19 protein-coding genes are annotated in these 17105 nt (G+C 37.5%); 12 read left to right on the top strand and 7 right to left on the bottom strand.

Annotated features, from left to right (window positions below):
* The first annotated feature begins 18 nt into the window (after window positions 1-18).
* Together ACFS5O_RS16610 and spxA are read left to right on the top strand one after the other, a co-directional pair.
* Window positions 19-153 (top strand): hypothetical protein, encoded by a 135-nt coding sequence (locus ACFS5O_RS16610; protein WP_318300198.1) that lies wholly within the window; start codon window positions 19-21, stop codon window positions 151-153.
* 294 nt (window positions 154-447) lie between these two features.
* On the top strand, window positions 448-846 hold the full coding sequence (spxA, locus tag ACFS5O_RS16605; RefSeq protein ID WP_066245987.1) for a transcriptional regulator SpxA: 399 nt from the start codon (window positions 448-450) through the stop codon (window positions 844-846).
* 98 nt (window positions 847-944) lie between these two features.
* Here spxA and ACFS5O_RS16600 read toward each other — a convergent pair whose 3' ends face one another.
* Window positions 945-1613, bottom strand: a complete 669-nt coding sequence (locus tag ACFS5O_RS16600; protein ID WP_205725954.1) for a TerC family protein — start codon at window positions 1611-1613, stop codon at window positions 945-947.
* 325 nt (window positions 1614-1938) lie between these two features.
* Between ACFS5O_RS16600 and mecA the strand changes: the two genes are divergently transcribed.
* The 3 genes from mecA (at window position 1939) to pepF (ending at window position 5849) form a co-directional block, all read left to right on the top strand.
* A complete protein-coding gene (gene mecA, locus ACFS5O_RS16595; protein WP_066399900.1) occupies window positions 1939-2607 on the top strand; it encodes an adaptor protein MecA in 669 nt (222 codons plus the stop codon).
* A gap of 155 nt (window positions 2608-2762) precedes the next feature.
* Window positions 2763-3935, top strand: coding sequence for a competence protein CoiA (locus ACFS5O_RS16590; RefSeq protein ID WP_205725955.1), 1173 nt, complete (start codon window positions 2763-2765; stop codon window positions 3933-3935).
* A 96-nt stretch (window positions 3936-4031) separates the two neighbouring features.
* Complete coding sequence (gene pepF / locus ACFS5O_RS16585; protein WP_205725959.1) at window positions 4032-5849, top strand: oligoendopeptidase F; 1818 nt, start codon at window positions 4032-4034, stop codon at window positions 5847-5849.
* A gap of 324 nt (window positions 5850-6173) precedes the next feature.
* Here the strand turns inward: pepF and ACFS5O_RS16580 are convergent, their stop codons facing one another.
* The 4 genes from ACFS5O_RS16580 to ACFS5O_RS16565 form a co-directional block, all read right to left on the bottom strand.
* Window positions 6174-7076, bottom strand: coding sequence for a ClpXP adapter SpxH family protein (locus ACFS5O_RS16580; RefSeq protein WP_205725960.1), 903 nt, complete (start codon window positions 7074-7076; stop codon window positions 6174-6176).
* Window positions 7060-7473: a globin domain-containing protein gene (locus ACFS5O_RS16575; protein WP_153238667.1), complete on the bottom strand. Its 414-nt coding sequence runs from the start codon at window positions 7471-7473 to the stop codon at window positions 7060-7062. Before ACFS5O_RS16575 ends, ACFS5O_RS16580 begins: the two co-directional genes overlap by 17 nt.
* 168 nt (window positions 7474-7641) lie before the next feature.
* Window positions 7642-8304, bottom strand: a complete 663-nt coding sequence (locus ACFS5O_RS16570) for a lytic transglycosylase domain-containing protein (RefSeq protein ID WP_318300199.1) — start codon at window positions 8302-8304, stop codon at window positions 7642-7644.
* Between the two features lie 41 nt (window positions 8305-8345).
* The gene (locus tag ACFS5O_RS16565) at window positions 8346-8927 is read right to left on the bottom strand and encodes a CYTH domain-containing protein (protein WP_205725961.1); all 582 of its coding nucleotides are present in this window, start codon (window positions 8925-8927) and stop codon (window positions 8346-8348) included.
* Window positions 8928-9054: 127 nt separating this feature from the next.
* Here ACFS5O_RS16565 and ACFS5O_RS16560 point away from each other — a divergent pair, with 127 nt between their 5' ends.
* From ACFS5O_RS16560 to ACFS5O_RS16545, 4 genes are read left to right on the top strand one after another with little or no spacing between them, the layout of a single operon-like run.
* The gene (locus tag ACFS5O_RS16560) at window positions 9055-9453 is read left to right on the top strand and encodes a UPF0738 family protein (RefSeq protein ID WP_082861345.1); all 399 of its coding nucleotides are present in this window, start codon (window positions 9055-9057) and stop codon (window positions 9451-9453) included.
* Window positions 9450-10097 (top strand): GTP diphosphokinase, encoded by a 648-nt coding sequence (gene yjbM / locus ACFS5O_RS16555; protein WP_066393151.1) that lies wholly within the window; start codon window positions 9450-9452, stop codon window positions 10095-10097. The genes ACFS5O_RS16560 and yjbM overlap by 4 nt, the downstream gene beginning before the upstream one ends.
* Window positions 10098-10113: 16 nt before the next feature.
* Complete coding sequence (locus tag ACFS5O_RS16550; protein ID WP_197127543.1) at window positions 10114-10908, top strand: NAD kinase; 795 nt, start codon at window positions 10114-10116, stop codon at window positions 10906-10908.
* A gap of 1 nt (window position 10909) precedes the next feature.
* The gene (locus tag ACFS5O_RS16545; protein WP_205725962.1) at window positions 10910-11809 is read left to right on the top strand and encodes an RluA family pseudouridine synthase; all 900 of its coding nucleotides are present in this window, start codon (window positions 10910-10912) and stop codon (window positions 11807-11809) included.
* Between the two features lie 59 nt (window positions 11810-11868).
* On the opposite strand, the gene prpE is transcribed toward ACFS5O_RS16545, so the two are convergent.
* Window positions 11869-12609 carry a bis(5'-nucleosyl)-tetraphosphatase PrpE gene (gene prpE, locus ACFS5O_RS16540; protein WP_205725963.1) on the bottom strand — a complete coding sequence of 247 codons (741 nt, stop codon included), beginning with the start codon at window positions 12607-12609 and terminating at the stop codon, window positions 11869-11871.
* 66 nt (window positions 12610-12675) lie between these two features.
* A complete protein-coding gene (locus ACFS5O_RS16535; protein WP_137789844.1) occupies window positions 12676-13833 on the bottom strand; it encodes an FtsW/RodA/SpoVE family cell cycle protein in 1158 nt (385 codons plus the stop codon).
* Between the two features lie 149 nt (window positions 13834-13982).
* Here ACFS5O_RS16535 and ACFS5O_RS16530 point away from each other — a divergent pair, with 149 nt between their 5' ends.
* From ACFS5O_RS16530 to fabI, 3 genes are all read left to right on the top strand, one after another.
* Entirely contained in the window at window positions 13983-15824 is a 1842-nt protein-coding gene (locus tag ACFS5O_RS16530) for a monovalent cation:proton antiporter family protein (RefSeq protein WP_205725964.1), read from the top strand.
* Window positions 15825-15942: 118 nt separating this feature from the next.
* Window positions 15943-16089, top strand: a complete 147-nt coding sequence (locus tag ACFS5O_RS16525) for a hypothetical protein (protein WP_205725965.1) — start codon at window positions 15943-15945, stop codon at window positions 16087-16089.
* A 103-nt stretch (window positions 16090-16192) separates the two neighbouring features.
* A complete protein-coding gene (gene fabI, locus ACFS5O_RS16520) occupies window positions 16193-16972 on the top strand; it encodes an enoyl-ACP reductase FabI (RefSeq protein WP_066393169.1) in 780 nt (259 codons plus the stop codon).
* The last annotated feature ends 133 nt before the right edge of the window (window positions 16973-17105 follow it).

Here is a 17105-nt window from a genome sequence, read left to right as displayed (position 1 = left end):
AAAGGAGGACGAGGCGTCATGAAACAAAAGGACAAGAAGAAAAAAACGAAACGAGAACTTTGGAAAGAAATGCTCAAAAAAAATCTTAAAAAATTTCATCCAAGCATCTCTAGAAAAGGCCCTGCATCACAAGTCAAGAAAACAATCGCATAAAGTTAGGCTGTTAGAACAAAGTCTAACAGCCCTTTTTTTTATCCACTTATTAAAGATATTCTTTTTTTATGTTTTATGAAACTTATTCTTGGGTAATACGTCTATATAAATGTAGATACGGAAAAGTTATGTAGAAACATTTGTTAATGTATTACATTTGTATGACAAATTCGTAAAAATGTACAAAAGTCTGTATAACCTCTACCGAAAATGTAAAATGTGTAGTATACTATGAATGATTTAATAACTTTTTTAAAGTGCCTAAATCAGAGAGAGGGGAAGGAGAGTTCCACTATGGTCACACTATTTACTTCGCCGAGCTGTACATCATGCCGTAAAGCAAAAGCATGGTTAAAAGAGAATGATATTCCTTATCAAGAAAGAAATATTTTTTCAGAACCTTTATCAATAGAAGAAGTTAAGCAAATCTTGAGAATGACAGAGGACGGTACTGACGAGATTATTTCAACTCGTTCTAAAACGTTCCAGGAACTTAACATCAATCTCGAATCCATGCCATTGCAAGACTTATACCAATTGATTGCAGACCATCCTGGATTATTACGTAGACCTATTATCTTGGATGAAAAACGCTTGCAAGTTGGTTATAATGAAGACGAAATTCGTCGTTTCTTACCAAGACGTGTACGTACATTTCAACTTATGGAAGCACAGCGTCTTGTCAATGAATAAAGAAAGAACTTCCGCTATCTAATAGCGGAAGTTTTTTTATTGGTTAAAAAAAGAAGGCTTGTACTAGTACATGGCCTTCTTTTAACTTGAACTGATATCTAGTTGGCACGTTTCTTTTTAAATGTATTTGTTAGAATACCTGCAAGTATAACGCCTACAACTAAAAATACGTATAAACCGTATTTTAGAAAGTCGTTTCCTTCAAATACAGAGTGGATCATGCGTTCTTCAACGATCATTCCAGCTGATGTGAAAGCAAGTACTCCGGCACCAATGTAAATTAAAACAGGGAATCTTTCCATAAAGTGCAATATTATCTTACTTCCCCATATAATAATTGGAACAGATACTAAAAGACCGATTACGACTAATACGATATTTCCGTGTGCAGCACCTGCAACAGCGAGTACGTTATCAAGTCCCATAGCAATATCAGCAAATACAATGGTTTTTACAGCGTCAGATAGGTTCTTGCCTGCTTTAACATCAAGCTCTTCGTCTTCTTCTAAGATTAGCTTATAAGCAATAATTAGAAGTAAAATTCCTCCTGCTAGATATAAGAAAGGAATATTTAATAAATATACAGCTACAATGGTTAGTACTACACGAAAAACAATAGCTAGTCCAGTTCCTAAGAAAATGGCTTTATTTCTTTGAGCTTCTGGTAAGTTTCTACTGGCAAGGGCAATTACAATAGCGTTGTCTCCGCCAAGAAGGATATCAATTGCGATGATCTGAAGCAATGATATCAGAAATTCTGTTTCCAAACGTAAACCCCCCGTAAATAATGAAATTTCACTTGTGTTATGGTACAATATGTTAACCTTAAAGACCATTTGAATTATAGTCTAGCTTGACCTGCTCCGTCAAGTTGAGAGCTTGATATTCAAAGTGTGTACAGGTGCAAAAAAGGGCAGTTTATACAGGCCTTTTTTATTTCCATATTTTCCGTTTTGTCATAGAATAAGGTACAAGAGGTTTAATAGTGATTGATGTAATTTTCAACGGAGAAAGATTTGAAAGAAGAATTGCTTTTTTCTAGGGGTATTTATCCCTTCACGAACAAACCGGAGAGAAGGGAGAGAAGCAGAAATGGAAATTGAAAGAGTGAATGAGTTCACCATTAAATTTTTCATTACGTACAGAGATATTGAAGATCGCGGTTTCGACCGTGAAGAAATATGGTCTGATCGCGAAAGAGGAGAAGAACTTTTTTGGGAAATGATGGACGAAGCACATCAGCAAGAGCAGTTTCCATTAGAAGGTCCACTGTGGATTCAAGTTCAGGCTCTGGATAAAGGTCTTGAAATTATTGTAACTCGTGCTCAAATGTCCAAAGACGGTAAAAAAATTGAGCTTCCTATAGGCGACGATAAATTGGATTTACCTGTTGATCAAAATATAGAACAAATATTAGATCAACAGTTTCAAGTTGAAGAAGATTTTGATGAATTAGAAGAAACAGAAGAAGACTATTTATCCTTCCTCATTTCTTTTGGTGACTTTGAAGACGTAATCTCTTTAAGTCACACGATTGATTCTTCTTCTTTTGAGAATTCTCTGTTTCATTTCGAGGGTAAATATTACTTGTATGTGACATTTAATGTGGAAACAACGGATCGAGAACAAGATGATCTGTTAGCCCAGCTGTTGGAATACGGTAACGATTCTGATCTATCCGTTTACCGCATCCAAGAGTATGGAAAAACGATTGTTTCAGAAGCAGCATTAGAGCATGTACAACAATATTTTAAATTATAAGAGATTACCGATTTCAGCTATTTTGAAATCGGTTTTTATTTTTTTAGTGAGAGTTTTGATGAAAAACCAATCTTTCTGATGGCGAAATAGAGAAAATGACGAAGTGACTTTTCCTTGTTCATCGTCCATGATATGAATTGTGGAGGTGAAAGAGATTGTTAGTCGCTCTCTTTAATGATCAGTTCGTTGATATGGTGGGAGAAACAACGAAAGAAGAATGGTATCTAAAAAATAAGTCTGGAAAGTTACGGTGCCCTGTCTGTCAAAATAGAGTGATACCGAAATGCGGAACCAAAAAGACATGGCATTTTGCACATCATTCTTTTGAAGAATGTGATGGTATTCATGAAGGAGAAACGGATTATCATCTGCTTGGAAAAAAAGGCTTATTTAGATGGGTCACACAGATGAAAGGAAAAACGATTCTGGAGTATTATATTCGTGATATTAAACAGCGTCCTGATTTGTTTCTTAAAGAAAATCAGCATGCCATTGAGTTTCAGTGTGCAACGATCACACCTGAAGATCTAAGTAAAAGAATATCAGGATATCAGTCTCAAAAGATCGCTTCCGACTGGATCTTTGGTATGAAGCGAATAAAGCAAAAAGGACCTGATCTATACGTTATGAATAGCTCCGATCTATCTGCAGCAAAAAAAGATAGCAATGGCCACTTATATCTTAATTATTATTGTCCGCTTAAAGAGCAGTTTTTTCTGCTAAGAAATATCATTCCTCTATCACAAAAGAAAGTTGCTGCCCATGGACATGCTTTTTCAGCGAAGCAATGTTGTGATGTACAATGGTTATCCAGGACGTTTTCGAATTTAGAGACCCATAACCTAAATCATATAATCTTATGGAAAAAGCAGAAAACCACGTGGAGAACGACAGCTTTTAAGAATATTTCTCCTGCAGTTATGTATATAAAAAAAGTTTTGTATTTCAACCACCATTCCTTAACATTGTTTCCTTCCATTGCGGGCATCCCCACAACTAACTTTTATCACATCGAAACTTCGCCTTACTTATGGCAGACATACATACTGTTTTTGATGGAAAAATTGCCATTATCATTATTCTCTACGTGTTTCATTGAAAAGGAATTTCAACGATTGCTGGATAAACGTATTTTTCAGACACGAGATTTTCCATATCTTAAAGAATCGTGGAGGGATGCTGTCGAGAACTATCTATCCTACTTAGTGGATCATCATCTGCTCGAAAAAGTTTCAGTGGGAACTTATAGAAAGCTCCAACACGTTCACTATCCAAAAACGTTAGATGAGGCACTAAAACTAGACGAAATTTTCAGTGAAAAGTCTTAATTTTTGACTTTGCATAAGCATTTTCTGGTAATATGTAGATATACATAAGGAGAAAGTATTCCTACTTTTCTCTTTAATCTACCTGGAGGTGTATGTATGTCTCAAACAAAAACAAAATCATTGCCAAAACGTAATGAAGTCCCTGTTTCAGATACATGGGATTTAGAAGCAATATATGCGTCAGACGATGTATGGGAAAAAGAATTCGATGAAACAAAAAACTTGTTGCCTGAATTAAAATCGTTCCAAGGAAGACTTGGTGAGTCTGCGGAAACCCTTTATTCCTATTTCCAAAAGCAAGATGAAGTGACCAAAAAGCTTGGTAAACTTTATACATACGCTCATATGAGATACGACCAAGATACAACGAATTCCTTCTACCAAGGACTGAATGATCGTGCTTCCAACTTGGCAACTCAAGTAAGCAGTACAGTATCTTTTGCAGTGCCAGAAATTCTCTCTTTATCTGAAGAAGCATTGGTTCAATTTTTACAAACTCATGAACCTTTAAAGTTGTACAAACAAGCTTTAGATGAGATTAACCGCCAGCGTCCTCATGTACTTTCGAAAGAGGAAGAAGCGCTATTAGCAGATGTTAGAGAAGTAGCGAATACCTCAAGCAATACATTTGGTATGCTGAATAATGCGGATCTCAAGTTCCCAACTATTAAAGATGAGAATGGGGAAGAAATCGAAGTAACTCACGGACGATATATCCGCTTTTTAGAGAGCTCAGATCGTAGAGTGAGAGAAGATGCTTTTAAAGCTGTATATGGCACATATGATTCTTACAAAAATACATTTGCAAGTACACTTGCTGGAACAGTAAAACGAGATAATTTCTTTGCAAAAACTAGAAAGTTTAGTTCAGCTCGTGAAGCAGCACTAAACAACAATAACATTCCTGAAGCTGTTTATGATAATTTAGTCAAAACCGTTAACGATAACCTAGGCTTATTGCATCGTTATGTTCGCTTACGTAAAAAGGCGCTTGGACTAGATGAACTTCATATGTATGATCTCTATACGCCACTTGTAAAGGATGCAAAGATGGAAGTTAGCTTTAAAGAGGCCCAGCAGCTTGTCTTAGACAGTTTAGATCCTATGGGCGACGAATATAAACAGATCGTAAAAGAAGGTTATGAGAAGCGTTGGATCGATGTACATGAGAATGCTGGTAAGCGTAGTGGTGCTTATTCATCAGGTGCTTATGGAACAATGCCTTATATCCTAATGAATTGGCAAGATAACGTAAACAACTTGTTTACACTCACTCATGAGATCGGACATTCGGTTCATAGTTACTATACACGTGAGAATCAGCCTTATCCTTATGCGGATTACTCGATCTTTGTTGCAGAAGTCGCATCAACATGTAACGAAGCTTTGTTGAATCATTACATGTTAGAGAAAACATCGGATAAGAAAGAGAAGTTGTACTTGTTAAATCACCATTTAGAAGGATTTAGAGGAACTGTTTTCCGTCAGACGATGTTCGCAGAGTTTGAACAAGAAATTCATGTTCGGGCAGCGAACGGTGAACCTTTAACTCCAGAACTGTTAACGAAGATCTATTACGATCTGAACGTTAAATATTTTGGTGAAGACCTTGTGATCGATAAAGAGATTGGTCTAGAATGGGCTAGAATTCCTCACTTCTATTACAATTTCTATGTTTATCAATACGCAACGGGCTTTAGCGCAGCAGCCTCCTTGTCGAAACAGATCTTGGATGAAGGGAAACCAGCTGTTGACCGTTACCTAGATTTCTTAAAAGCAGGAAGCTCTGATTATCCGATCGAAGTATTGAAAAAAGCTGGTGTTGATATGACTACACCAGAACCAATTGAAAATGCTCTTAAAGTTTTTGAATCAATTCTTGATGAGATGGAAGAACTGCTTTTTGAGAAATAAACACAAAAAATCCTGCCATAGTTTCTGGGCAGGATTTTGTTATGTTTTTTCTAGCCAATTCTCCTTAGTTTTGATCGATAGTTATAGCAGAGTGTTGTGAGTAGTACGGCGATAAAGAGGCCGGGTATTGCTAAAATTTTGGGTGCCATGTTTAACAGAGAGAGCACAAAGAAATAAAAACTCCCTGTAAGTGAAAGTAAGCTAAACAAAATCATAATCAAATACATAAAAAATCTCCCTCCCTTTGTACATGTGTATTCATGTAGGGACAGGATATGCCGCTGCTTCTCAGATGATAGCCATAATAAAAACCGCTGAAAAAAATCAGCGGTTTGGGAGGTATCTCCAAAATGTCCCGTACTTCACTGGTACACGTTCAACCTTTTGTTGCAGAACGAGACGTTTTAATCTTTTTTCTGCTTCTTCACAACTGATCTGATAGACCACTGAAACCTCTTTTGTCGCTACAAATGAGTAAGAAGAAAGGAATTCTTCTAGTTCAGGAAGTGGAGAAGGCTCTAGAGGAACGTCAGACATTTCTTTTAGGATTTCTACATACACATCATAGGAATAACAGCCAGATATCTTAATGCCATCATCATCTGTTTTGTCATTAAAAACAATAAGTGTTGGGATTTGAGTAACATCCATTTCTTGAGAAAACTTCAAATCACACCGTAGAGCTTTAATCGTTGCTTCAGATGAAAGATCACTTAAAAATTCATCTTCGTCCAAGTTTACAGAGCGAGCTATCTCTAACAACACATCATCATTTCCAATGTTTTGTTTATTCAAAAACAAGTTCTCTCTGAGTTTTCTTAAGAACTTCATACCTTGTTGTTTTCCTTGCAGCTCTGCAGCTTTTATAGCAAGTGTTGCTTTATGGGGAGCGGAAATTGGATTTTCCAACCATACATCTCCATCACAGCTCATACCAGATATGGATGCCGTTTTTTCCCACTTCTCAGCAATTTGTTCAGCTGTATTTATCCCCTTTTTGCGAGGAACGTACGTATTGAGTGATTCAAGGCTGCCACTAACAAAATGGCGTAATGTAAAATAGTGGCCGTATTGAACTTGTAATTTTTTTAGAACAGGCTCTAATGACCAGCACTCTGGGCATAGCGGATCGATGACAGAATAGATTTCCAATGGCTTTTGACAGGCATAGGGTTTATTGTTCTCTTGTTCGTCATAAAAGGAATTGGAATTAGACAGTGTCAGCATTCTCGCCCCTTTCTGAATCCTCTGTATTAACCATATGAAAAGCAGTCATTTTTAATCGGCTTAACAGTATGTTTTGTAAGTCAGGATCTATTTTTTGAATCGTCATGGCCTTTTCCATACAAGCTATCCAAGCTTTGGCATGAGAATTTGTTATTGGAAATGGCATGTGACGCGCTCTGAGCATAGGATGTCCATGTTCCTCAGTATAAAATGGCGGCCCGCCAAAAAACTGACTTAAAAATTGAGTTTGTTTATAGGCAGTCTCTGTTAGATCCTCAGGGAAAAGTGGAGAAAGCAATGAGTCTTGACTGACCAAGCTATAAAACGTAGTAACTAGTTTTGCGATTCCCTCTTTTTCTCCTAATAGATCGTATGGTGTTTTTGATTCGTCAAACATGGTCCAAAAGCTCCTTGCGTCAAATTGTAATTTTATTGTAGCAAGGTTTATGAAGGGTAAGCAAACAATATGAATAGACAACGTTTGTTTGTACCTTCCAAAGACTCTCTTACAAAGGGAAAAATAAGAGTGTAGAATGCAAAAAAAATAACCCTCAGCAGTTGAGGGTTATACGAGTGAGTGGTACGTATTCATTATCTTATTCACGTAAGAGATGGTTTCCTTAAAAGGAGGAATACCATTATATTTTGCAACGTTTCCGGGACCTGCATTATATGCGGCAAGAGCTAGCTTTTGATCTCCATCATATTTATCAAGCATCATCTTTAAATACTTTGTTCCTGCTTCAACGTTCTGTACCGGATCGAAAGGGTTTGTAACTCCTAACGATCTTGCTGTTGCAGGCATCAGTTGCATAAGTCCTTGAGCACCTGCATGACTTTCTGCGGTAGTTTTAAAGTTGGATTCATGTTTGATGACAGAACGGATCAGGTTAGGATCTACACCAAACTTTGTAGCTGTGTTTTCGATCAACTCATCCAAATTTTTTGATGGAATGTTTAATTTTTCTGTTGTAATCGGAACAGATGGTGTTACTGGTAAGGCATATTGAGCACCTGTATGAACAGTTAGAGGTTGAAACATGTGTGCATTAAAAGTAACTTCCGACTCTGATGAAGCCCCTACGTTAGAATAGGCTTCTTGCAATAATGCTGCAAAAGGACTTGAGACTGTATTTTGCATACTTGAAACAGAAGAAGATGAGGCATTTACATTCAACTGTTGCAGTGCTTGAATTTCCATTAGTGCTTTATACGATTGAATATTCAAGAGATATCCTCCTAAATGGATTAACATAATAAGAGATCAGATTACATATTTCTGCTGCTCTCATTAAAGAAACGAGCAATTTTGCTTTCTGTATCTCTAACCGGGATCTGTTTGATCGTTAGTAATTCATTAAAATTATTTAGTCCACTTGTATAATCGGCAGATTCGTATTCTATTTCATAGTCGATTTTACCTAAATAATGATTTTCATCTAAAACGAGTAGGCCATCTTTGTAAGGAAACTCAGCTCGAAATGTTGTTAATTCCCCTAAATATGTAATGTTCATCACATCGATATTCATCTTTTTAATTTGATCAGAAACCTCTCCAGAAGGTAAGGGGTCTCCTTTTAATAAACCTTCAAAAATTTCCTTGGAAACGGTCTGATGTGTCTCTAAAATGTGTTTATCCAATTTCTGTTTTAGCGTGAGCGTGAAACCGTTATTTTTCGTTCGAACTCGTAAAGCACTTCTGTGGTGTTTCAGGTCGAATTGTTGGGTATCAAAATAATAGTTGGTCTGTTTTTGAAAATCTTGTTGCTTTACATCAAATTCATCAATAAGTCTTAAAAATTCATGTTGTGTTAGCAAATTCTTAAATTCTATTTCAATTTCTTGTGACACTTGATTTATCCCCCTGTAGCTATAACTTTAGTAAACATATTATCTCATAGCGATTCCTGCATCTCAATTTCTTATTAAACGCCTATTTTGTGTTACACTAAAAAAGAAGAAACAGGAGGTTGTTAACATGATGCCACGACGATTGAATGTGCAGTCAACTGCATGGAAAGAAAATAAGCTCATCTTGCTTATTGAGGATGAACAAAACACAGAACTTACTGACTGGAAAGACAGTGAAAGAATGCTGGTCGATTCTGATGGGTTAGCATTCATCTATGTTCTTGAGGATGAAGAAGGATTCAATTATATATCAATTGGTCATAATCATTGGAACGAAGTGAAAAAAGCTCTTGTAGAAGATGCTGTTTTCGTTGTTCAGAATGAAAAAAGAGAAGAGCTTGAACTTACTGCTTTCTCTAGAGAAATGGACTTTTTAACTGACAACATACAAGGAAACGCTAACTATGGTCAACAGATGGAAGACGAAGTGATCAAGGTTTTTGGAACTGAGGAAAAAGCGCAATGAGCATGGACTGGGAAGCGCTATTAATTCCGTACAAGCAAGCTGTTGATGAGCTAAAGATTAAATTTAGAGGAATGCGTGAGCAATTCGAAAAATCAAATCAGCATTGTCCGATTGAGTTTGTTACTGGAAGAGTGAAACCCATCAAGTCAATCGTGAACAAAGCGTATCAAAAGAACATTCCCGATCAACATTTAGAAACGGAAATTCAAGATCTAGCGGGACTTCGAATCATGTGTCAGTTTACTGATGATATAAAAACAGTAATCAATCTTCTCAGGCAGCGTAATGATTTTACGATTGTTGAAGAACGCGACTATATTACACATAAAAAACCAAGTGGTTATCGTTCGTACCACATCGTTATCGAGTATCCCGTTCAAGTATTGGATGGGGAGAAGAAGATTCTTGTAGAAGTTCAAGTACGAACACTAGCTATGAATTTTTGGGCTACAATCGAACACTCTATGAACTATAAGTATCAGGGACAAATTCCTGAAGATATTCGTCAAAGGTTACAAAGAGCGGCAGAAGCTGCAAACCGATTAGACGAAGAGATGTCTCAGATCAAAGGGGAAATTCAAGAAGCTCAGCTTGTGTTTTTGGAACGCAATGATAAATCCAATGAAACTAATTTAGGATCATAAAGGATGGAGAGAGAGAATGAAATTTGCCATCGTATCAAAGGGAGATAATAAATCCAATATCTTAACTGAAAAAATCCGAGCATATCTGGAAGAATTCGAATTGGTTTATGAAGAAAAAGAGCCTGAGATTGTGATAACAGTTGGTGGTGATGGAACATTGCTTCATGCCTTCCACCATTATGTACACCGCATTGACAAAACCGCATTTGTTGGTGTTCATACCGGTCACCTTGGCTTTTTTGCAGACTGGTTGCCAGAAGAGGTGGAAAAGCTTGTTATACATATCGCGAAAACTCCTTTTCAGATTGTTGAATATCCATTACTTGAAGTTACGGTAAGGTATATTGATGGGTTAGATGAGAAGAGATATCTCGCTGTTAATGAATGTACAGTTAAAAGTGTGGAAGGATCTCTCGTTATGGATGTTGAGATCAAGGGAGAAAAATTTGAAACGTTCAGAGGCGATGGTCTTTGTATTTCAACTCCTTCAGGAAGTACAGCTTATAACAAAGCACTCGGTGGAGCGATCATCCATCCGTCTCTTGCATCCATACAATTATCAGAAATGGCTTCTATTAACAATAGAGTGTTCCGAACGATAGGGTCACCTCTCGTTCTGCCACAGCACCATACATGTATATTGAAACCGGTAAACGATGTGGATTTCCATATTACAATCGACCACCGATTCTTAGTACAGAAAAAAGTAAAGTCCATACAATACCGAGTAGCAGAAGAGAAAATTCGTTTTGCTCGCTTTCGTCCTTTTCCATTTTGGAAACGAGTTAAAGAATCTTTCGTCGGAGAATAATATGAATACATTCACATTTACATGGGTTGTACAAAATGAAGAAGCTCCCGTCCTTTTAAGGGAGTATTTAAAGTCGAAACAGATTTCTAAAGCAGCGCTGACCGATATTAAGTTTCACGGCGGCGCTCTTTTTGTGAACAAAAAAGAAGTAACTGTAAGGACGATGCTTAATAGTGGTGACGAGGTTACTGTATGGTTTCCGCCTGAAAAGAAAAGCTCTTCAATGGAAGCAGAAAATATCTCTTTAGATATTATTTATGAAGATCCTCATTTTATTGCAGTTCTTAAACCCGCCGGTATGCCAACCATACCATCCCTTTATCAACCGAATGGTTCACTGGCTTCAGCCATCCTATACCATTATCAAATAAACGATATACCTAGTACGTTTCATGCGGTAAACCGATTGGATAAAGATACTTCAGGTATCGTATTAATAGCAAAACATCGTTTCGCACATTCACTCATGTCTACACAGCAAAAAGATAAAGTCATAAAGAGGGAATATATTGCTTTTGTGCATGGTGAATTGAAGGAAGAAAGAGGAACGATCGACCAACCGATTGCTAGAAATCCAGAGAGCATCATTGAAAGAATGATAAGTGAGGATGGTCAACGCTCGATTACTCATTACGAAAAGCTGGATTTTGTAGAGCATTTAAACTTTTCTGTTGTCTCCTTACGATTAGAAACAGGAAGAACACATCAAATTCGAGTACATATGTCTTCGATTGGCCACCCTTTACTCGGAGATGATTTGTATGGCGGGAAATTAGAAATGATTGAGCGTCAGGCTTTGCATAGTGAGAAAACCTCATTCATCCACCCCTTTACAGGAGAACGCATCTTGTTAGTTGCAGATTTACCTACAGATATGCAACAACTTTGGAAACACCGATGAAATCAAATCAGAATCACGTAAATGAGGAGTGCGGCTTAAAGGCTGAGCACTCCTTTATTTTAATCGTGGAAAGTCCGGAATTTTTCAGGGACAAAGGGCAAGCTTGAAGGGACGCTTATTGTCTCCATTTCAGGATATCGAAGCGCGCTTAACTTTCCACCGAAGACGCATCCTGTATCAATGTTCCAAGTGTTATGAATATGACGAACTTCTTCAACAGGGGTATGGCCATAAACAATAGTGATTTTTCCAGAATGTTTTTTTGCCCAATCTCTTCGTACAGGGGTCCCATCAGGATTTGACTTCCCCGTAATATCTCCATATAAGACAAAAGTTTTCACTTTGTTATGATATTGCCCAACATAATCTTCTCTAATTCCAGCATGAGCAACGACTAACTTCCCGTGATCGAGATGCAGATAAAGTGGAGCATTTTCATAAAGGGTACAGAAATGTTCTCTGACACTTTGTCTTTCAGCAGGTGAGAGCGCGTTAAGTTCTGCAACTGTTGTTTCAAGTCCATGTTGAACCTGAACGTTACGCCCTAAAAAATATCGATACAGCTTGTTACAGTGATTGCCTGGTGAGTATAGGGCTAGATCATTTTGTACAAGTTCATAAACATGCTCCATCACTTTTAATGATTCTGGTCCTCTGTCCATCAAATCACCTAAAAATACGAGTTTTCGATCATCCTTATGTACAGGTAAATGGTTATTCCACTCATATCCTAATTGCTTTACAAGCTCTTTGTATTCCTCATAACATCCATGAATGTCACCTATAATATCAAATTTCAAATGGATCACCTCATAATCATTAGGATACTTCAAAGACAAAAGAAAAACACCTGATAATATCAGGTGCTATTCAAACATATATTTAGTGGTCCTCGACCGAACATTTAGAACGAGGCCAAAGGCGATCATGTAAGCAAGAATCGAACTTCCTCCGTAACTGATAAACGGTAGGGGAATACCTGTGATTGGCATAACTTGAATGTTCATACCAATGTTTTGAAACACCTGGAAAGTTAGCATGCCAATTACGCCTGCGCATAAATAACTTCCAAAAGCTTCATTACTCTCTAAAGCGGTATTGATCATTCTGTAAACCATCAAGAAGAATAGGGAGATAACGATACTTGTTCCGAAGAAACCAAATTCCTCACCAATGATGGAGAAGATAAAATCAGTCTGTGCTTCCGGAAGATAAACTGAACCTTCTGTAAAGCCTTTTCCGAAGAGCATCCCACTACCGATCGCAAGTAATGCATTTCTAGTATGATATCCTGCATCTTTATGTTCATAAGGCTCAAGCCAAGCATAGAAACGATTAAGCTGATATTGATCAAGAATGTGATCCACAAAAAATTGTGGAAAGGTAAAATATATCCAAACTAGGATTGATATGAACAAGATAAAGGAAAGAATAAGGATAACAATGATTCTCCATCTGATACCAGATACGAGTAAAAGACTACCTGTAATCGCCATAAATACAAGACTCGTACCTAAGTCAGGCTGCATCAAAACTAAAAGTGTAGGGAAACCAGCGATTAAAGCAATTTTTCCTAGCAATAAAAGGTCTTCATGCAAAGAACGAACGATATACTTCTCATTATGAGTAGCAATGGTATTGGCGATGGCAATAACAAGAGCTACTTTTACAAGTTCGGAAGGCTGCAATGCGAAAGGACCGAATCTGTACCAGCTCTGCGCACCATTGATATTTGGAACGATGCTCTCAGGAGCGACCAGAATACCAAGCAGTAAAAGGATACCAAATCCATATACGTACCAAGATAATTTTCTAAACTGATCGAAATCTAATACCATAACGCCTACTACAGCGATTCCACCGATAAAGTACCAAACGAGTTGCTTTATGACGAAGTTGCTGCCGTATTGATCCATCATCTGCGCGCTATAGATGGCAACACAGCTCGTGATGACCATTAAGAACAATAGAAACAAAAGATTGTAATCGAGTTGCTGCCATGGTGACTTGTGGTTATTTTGCATGTGGATCGACTCCTTAAAGTAAAACAATAACATGTATTATCTTACCTAAAAACAGTGGGTTTGCAAATCATTTTGAGTATAATCGTTTGACATTTCTTTTTCTGCTTTACTATAGTAAACCAATAATCTAAAGAAACGACGGAGGTTTTATGGAAGAACATGCATCGTTTACTTCATTAGTATTAGTCATTCTTACAGCATTTTTTGTTCCTATTCTGCTAAACAAATTTCGGTTGCGGGTCATACCCGTAGTCGTAGCTGAAATTATTGTAGGAATTATTCTAGGGAAGAGCGGTTTTGATGTCGTTCATTCTGACGCATGGCTTGAGATCTTATCCGTACTTGGCTTTATTTTCTTAATGTTTTTAAGTGGTCTTGAGATTGATTTTAGTATCTTTGCAGGTGAATCTAATTCTAAGAAAAAGAAAGAAAAGAAAGAACCGAATCGACTTGTTGTTTCAAGTATCATCTTTCTCTTCATACTCATCCTGTCGTATGGATTATCACTTCTATTTGTTTGGGGTGGGTTTACTGAGAGTGCGTTCTTTATGACACTTGTGATCTCGACCATCTCACTAGGAGTAGTCGTACCCACGTTAAAAGAAGAAAAGCTTTCTAAAACGACGATTGGTCAGATCATCTTACTTGTCGCAGTAATTGCAGATCTCGTAACCATGATTCTTCTTGCTCTCTTTGTTTCAATGGAATCGGGAGATCCGAGCAGAATGTGGTTGTTACTTATTCTGTTTGGAGCGGGTATTCTTTTGTACTTTATCGGAAAACAGATGAGGAATCGTTCGTTTTTAGATACGATGTCAAAAGGAACCATACAGTTAGATACAAGAGCGGTATTCACGTTGATTATCGTCTTGGTCGGACTTTCTGAATCCGTAGGAGCTGAGAACATATTAGGTGCTTTCTTAGCAGGCGTTCTCGTTTCTCTTCTTTCACCAAACAAACAACTTGTTCATAAACTCGATTCATTTGGTTATGGATTTTTAATTCCTATCTTTTTCGTAATGGTAGGGGTGGAGCTCGATATTCGTTCCATTTTCGCAGATCCTAAAGCATTAGCGCTCATCCCGTTATTATTGATCGCATTGCTTATTTCTAAGTTTCTACCTATTCTTTACCTTAGAAAATGGTACGACTGGAAAACGGTAACGGCTGCAGGGTTCTTATTAACATCTACACTTTCATTGGTGATTGCAGCTGCAAAGATTGGTGAACGAATCAATGTAATCGATGCCCGTACTTCATCCGCATTGATCTTAACTGCTGTTATTAGCGCAATCATTACACCTATTTTCTTTAAAAAGCTGTTTCCTAAAAAAGAGGAACAAGAAGCGGGGAAAGAACAGCTTGTATTTGTTGGAGCGAATCAGTTTACGCTACCGTTAATATCAGAGCTCGATCAATCACGGTTTGAGTATCGTTTATATCATACGAAACAAGAAGAAAAGGATCAAAAACAATTGGATAGCTTTAAAATTCAAGAATTGGATGATTACGAAACAACAACATTAATCGAAGAAAGAGTTTTTGATACAGATATTATTGTGCTGGCAACAGGAAGCGATGAAACAAATGAAAACCTTGCTTTGGTCGCAAAAGAGGAAGGTGTAGAACGAGTCGTCGCTCGAATTGAGAATCCATTAAAGAGAGATGCACTGAAAGACAAAGGAATTGAAGTATATTCTGTATACTTTTCTTCTCAAGTGTTACTAAAAGCGTTAATAGAGAATCCAGCGGTTGTGGATATCCTTACAACGTCAGATAATAGTCTAAATGAAATTCTTGTTGAAAACAGTGCCTACCACAGAACCGCTTTAAGAAACTTTCCTTTCCTTGGTGATAGCATTATCGTTCGGATCTACCGAGGAAAAGAGTCGATTGTTCCGCACGGTGACACGGAGATTCTATTAGGTGACAAAATGGTTGTCACGGGTAGTAAGGAACAAGTGCTGCAAATGAGGCAAATATTAGGTTAGATAAAAAAAGTACTGGCTGAGAGAGCCAGTACTTTTTTGTTTGCAATTAAAAGATTTAGCCTAATTTACTAGAAAAAAGAGCATGCTAAGAATAATAAAAATAGGGAGTTGAAACAATATGATGCCCGTTGTACATTGTCCAAAATGCGGAAAAGATCATGATTTAAACCAAGAGGTCTTAATCGCTCAGTCGAATCAAAATGTGATCTATCGCTGTGATTCATGCGGTTATGAAGTGAAAGATATCCAGACTAGTAAAGGTTAATAGTGAAAATCCTCTCTGCTTCTGTTATACTAATTAGGACTTGGTACTAATAACAAATACTAATAAATAAAAAATGAACAGAACGATGGGGAGGAATCTTTATATGTATCAACTTTCACTAGAAAACAAAACGTTTGTCGTAATGGGTGTTGCGAATAAGAGGAGTATTGCTTGGGGAATTGCGCAATCTCTTTCAAATGCAGGTGCCCGCCTAGTATTTACATATGCAGGCGAAAGATTAGAGAAGAACGTTCGCGATCTAGCAGAATCACTAGGAAGAAATGACTCAATCGTTCTTCCATGTGATATTACGAACGATGAGGAAATTAAAAAGACTTTTGCTACATTAAAAGAAGAGGTTGGCGTGATTCACGGTCTTGCTCATTGTATCGCTTTTGCTAACACAGAAGAGTTAAAAGGCGAATACTTAAACACAACGCGTGAAGGCTTCCTACTTGCACATAATATTTCATCGTATTCACTAACTGCAGTAGTAAAAGAAGCTCGTCCTCTTATGACAGAAGGCGGAAGCATCGTAACGCTAACATACCTTGGTGGAGAAAGAGTGGTTTCGAACTACAACGTTATGGGAGTGGCAAAAGCTTCACTAGACGCAAGTGTTAAGTATCTTGCAAGTGACGTTGGGAAAGATGGCATCCGTGTTAACGCCATTTCAGCTGGACCGATCCGTACGCTTGCTGCTAAAGGAATTGGTGACTTCAACTCTGTATTAAAAGAAATTGAAGAAAAATCACCACTCCGTAAAGCAAATACGCAAGAAGAAGTTGGCGATGCTGCATTGTTCTTGATGAGTGACTTAGCTCGTGGGATTACAGGTGAGATTCTTCACGTGGACAGTGGTTATAACACGATTGCACGCTAATAAAAATAAATAGACAAAACCCCGAATGCTCTCAATGGGATTCGGGGTTTTTTCATGTCTCGGACTGTATCCTATTCTCATCAGTCCTATTTTAAGTTGTGGCTGTATCCTTTACTCTTCAGCCTAGTGGAGA

Origin of the sequence: Fictibacillus nanhaiensis (genome assembly GCF_042686385.1) — a bacterium.
Lineage (GTDB): Bacteria > Bacillota > Bacilli > Bacillales > Fictibacillaceae > Fictibacillus > Fictibacillus nanhaiensis.
This window is presented reverse-complemented; position numbering and strand designations above follow the sequence as displayed.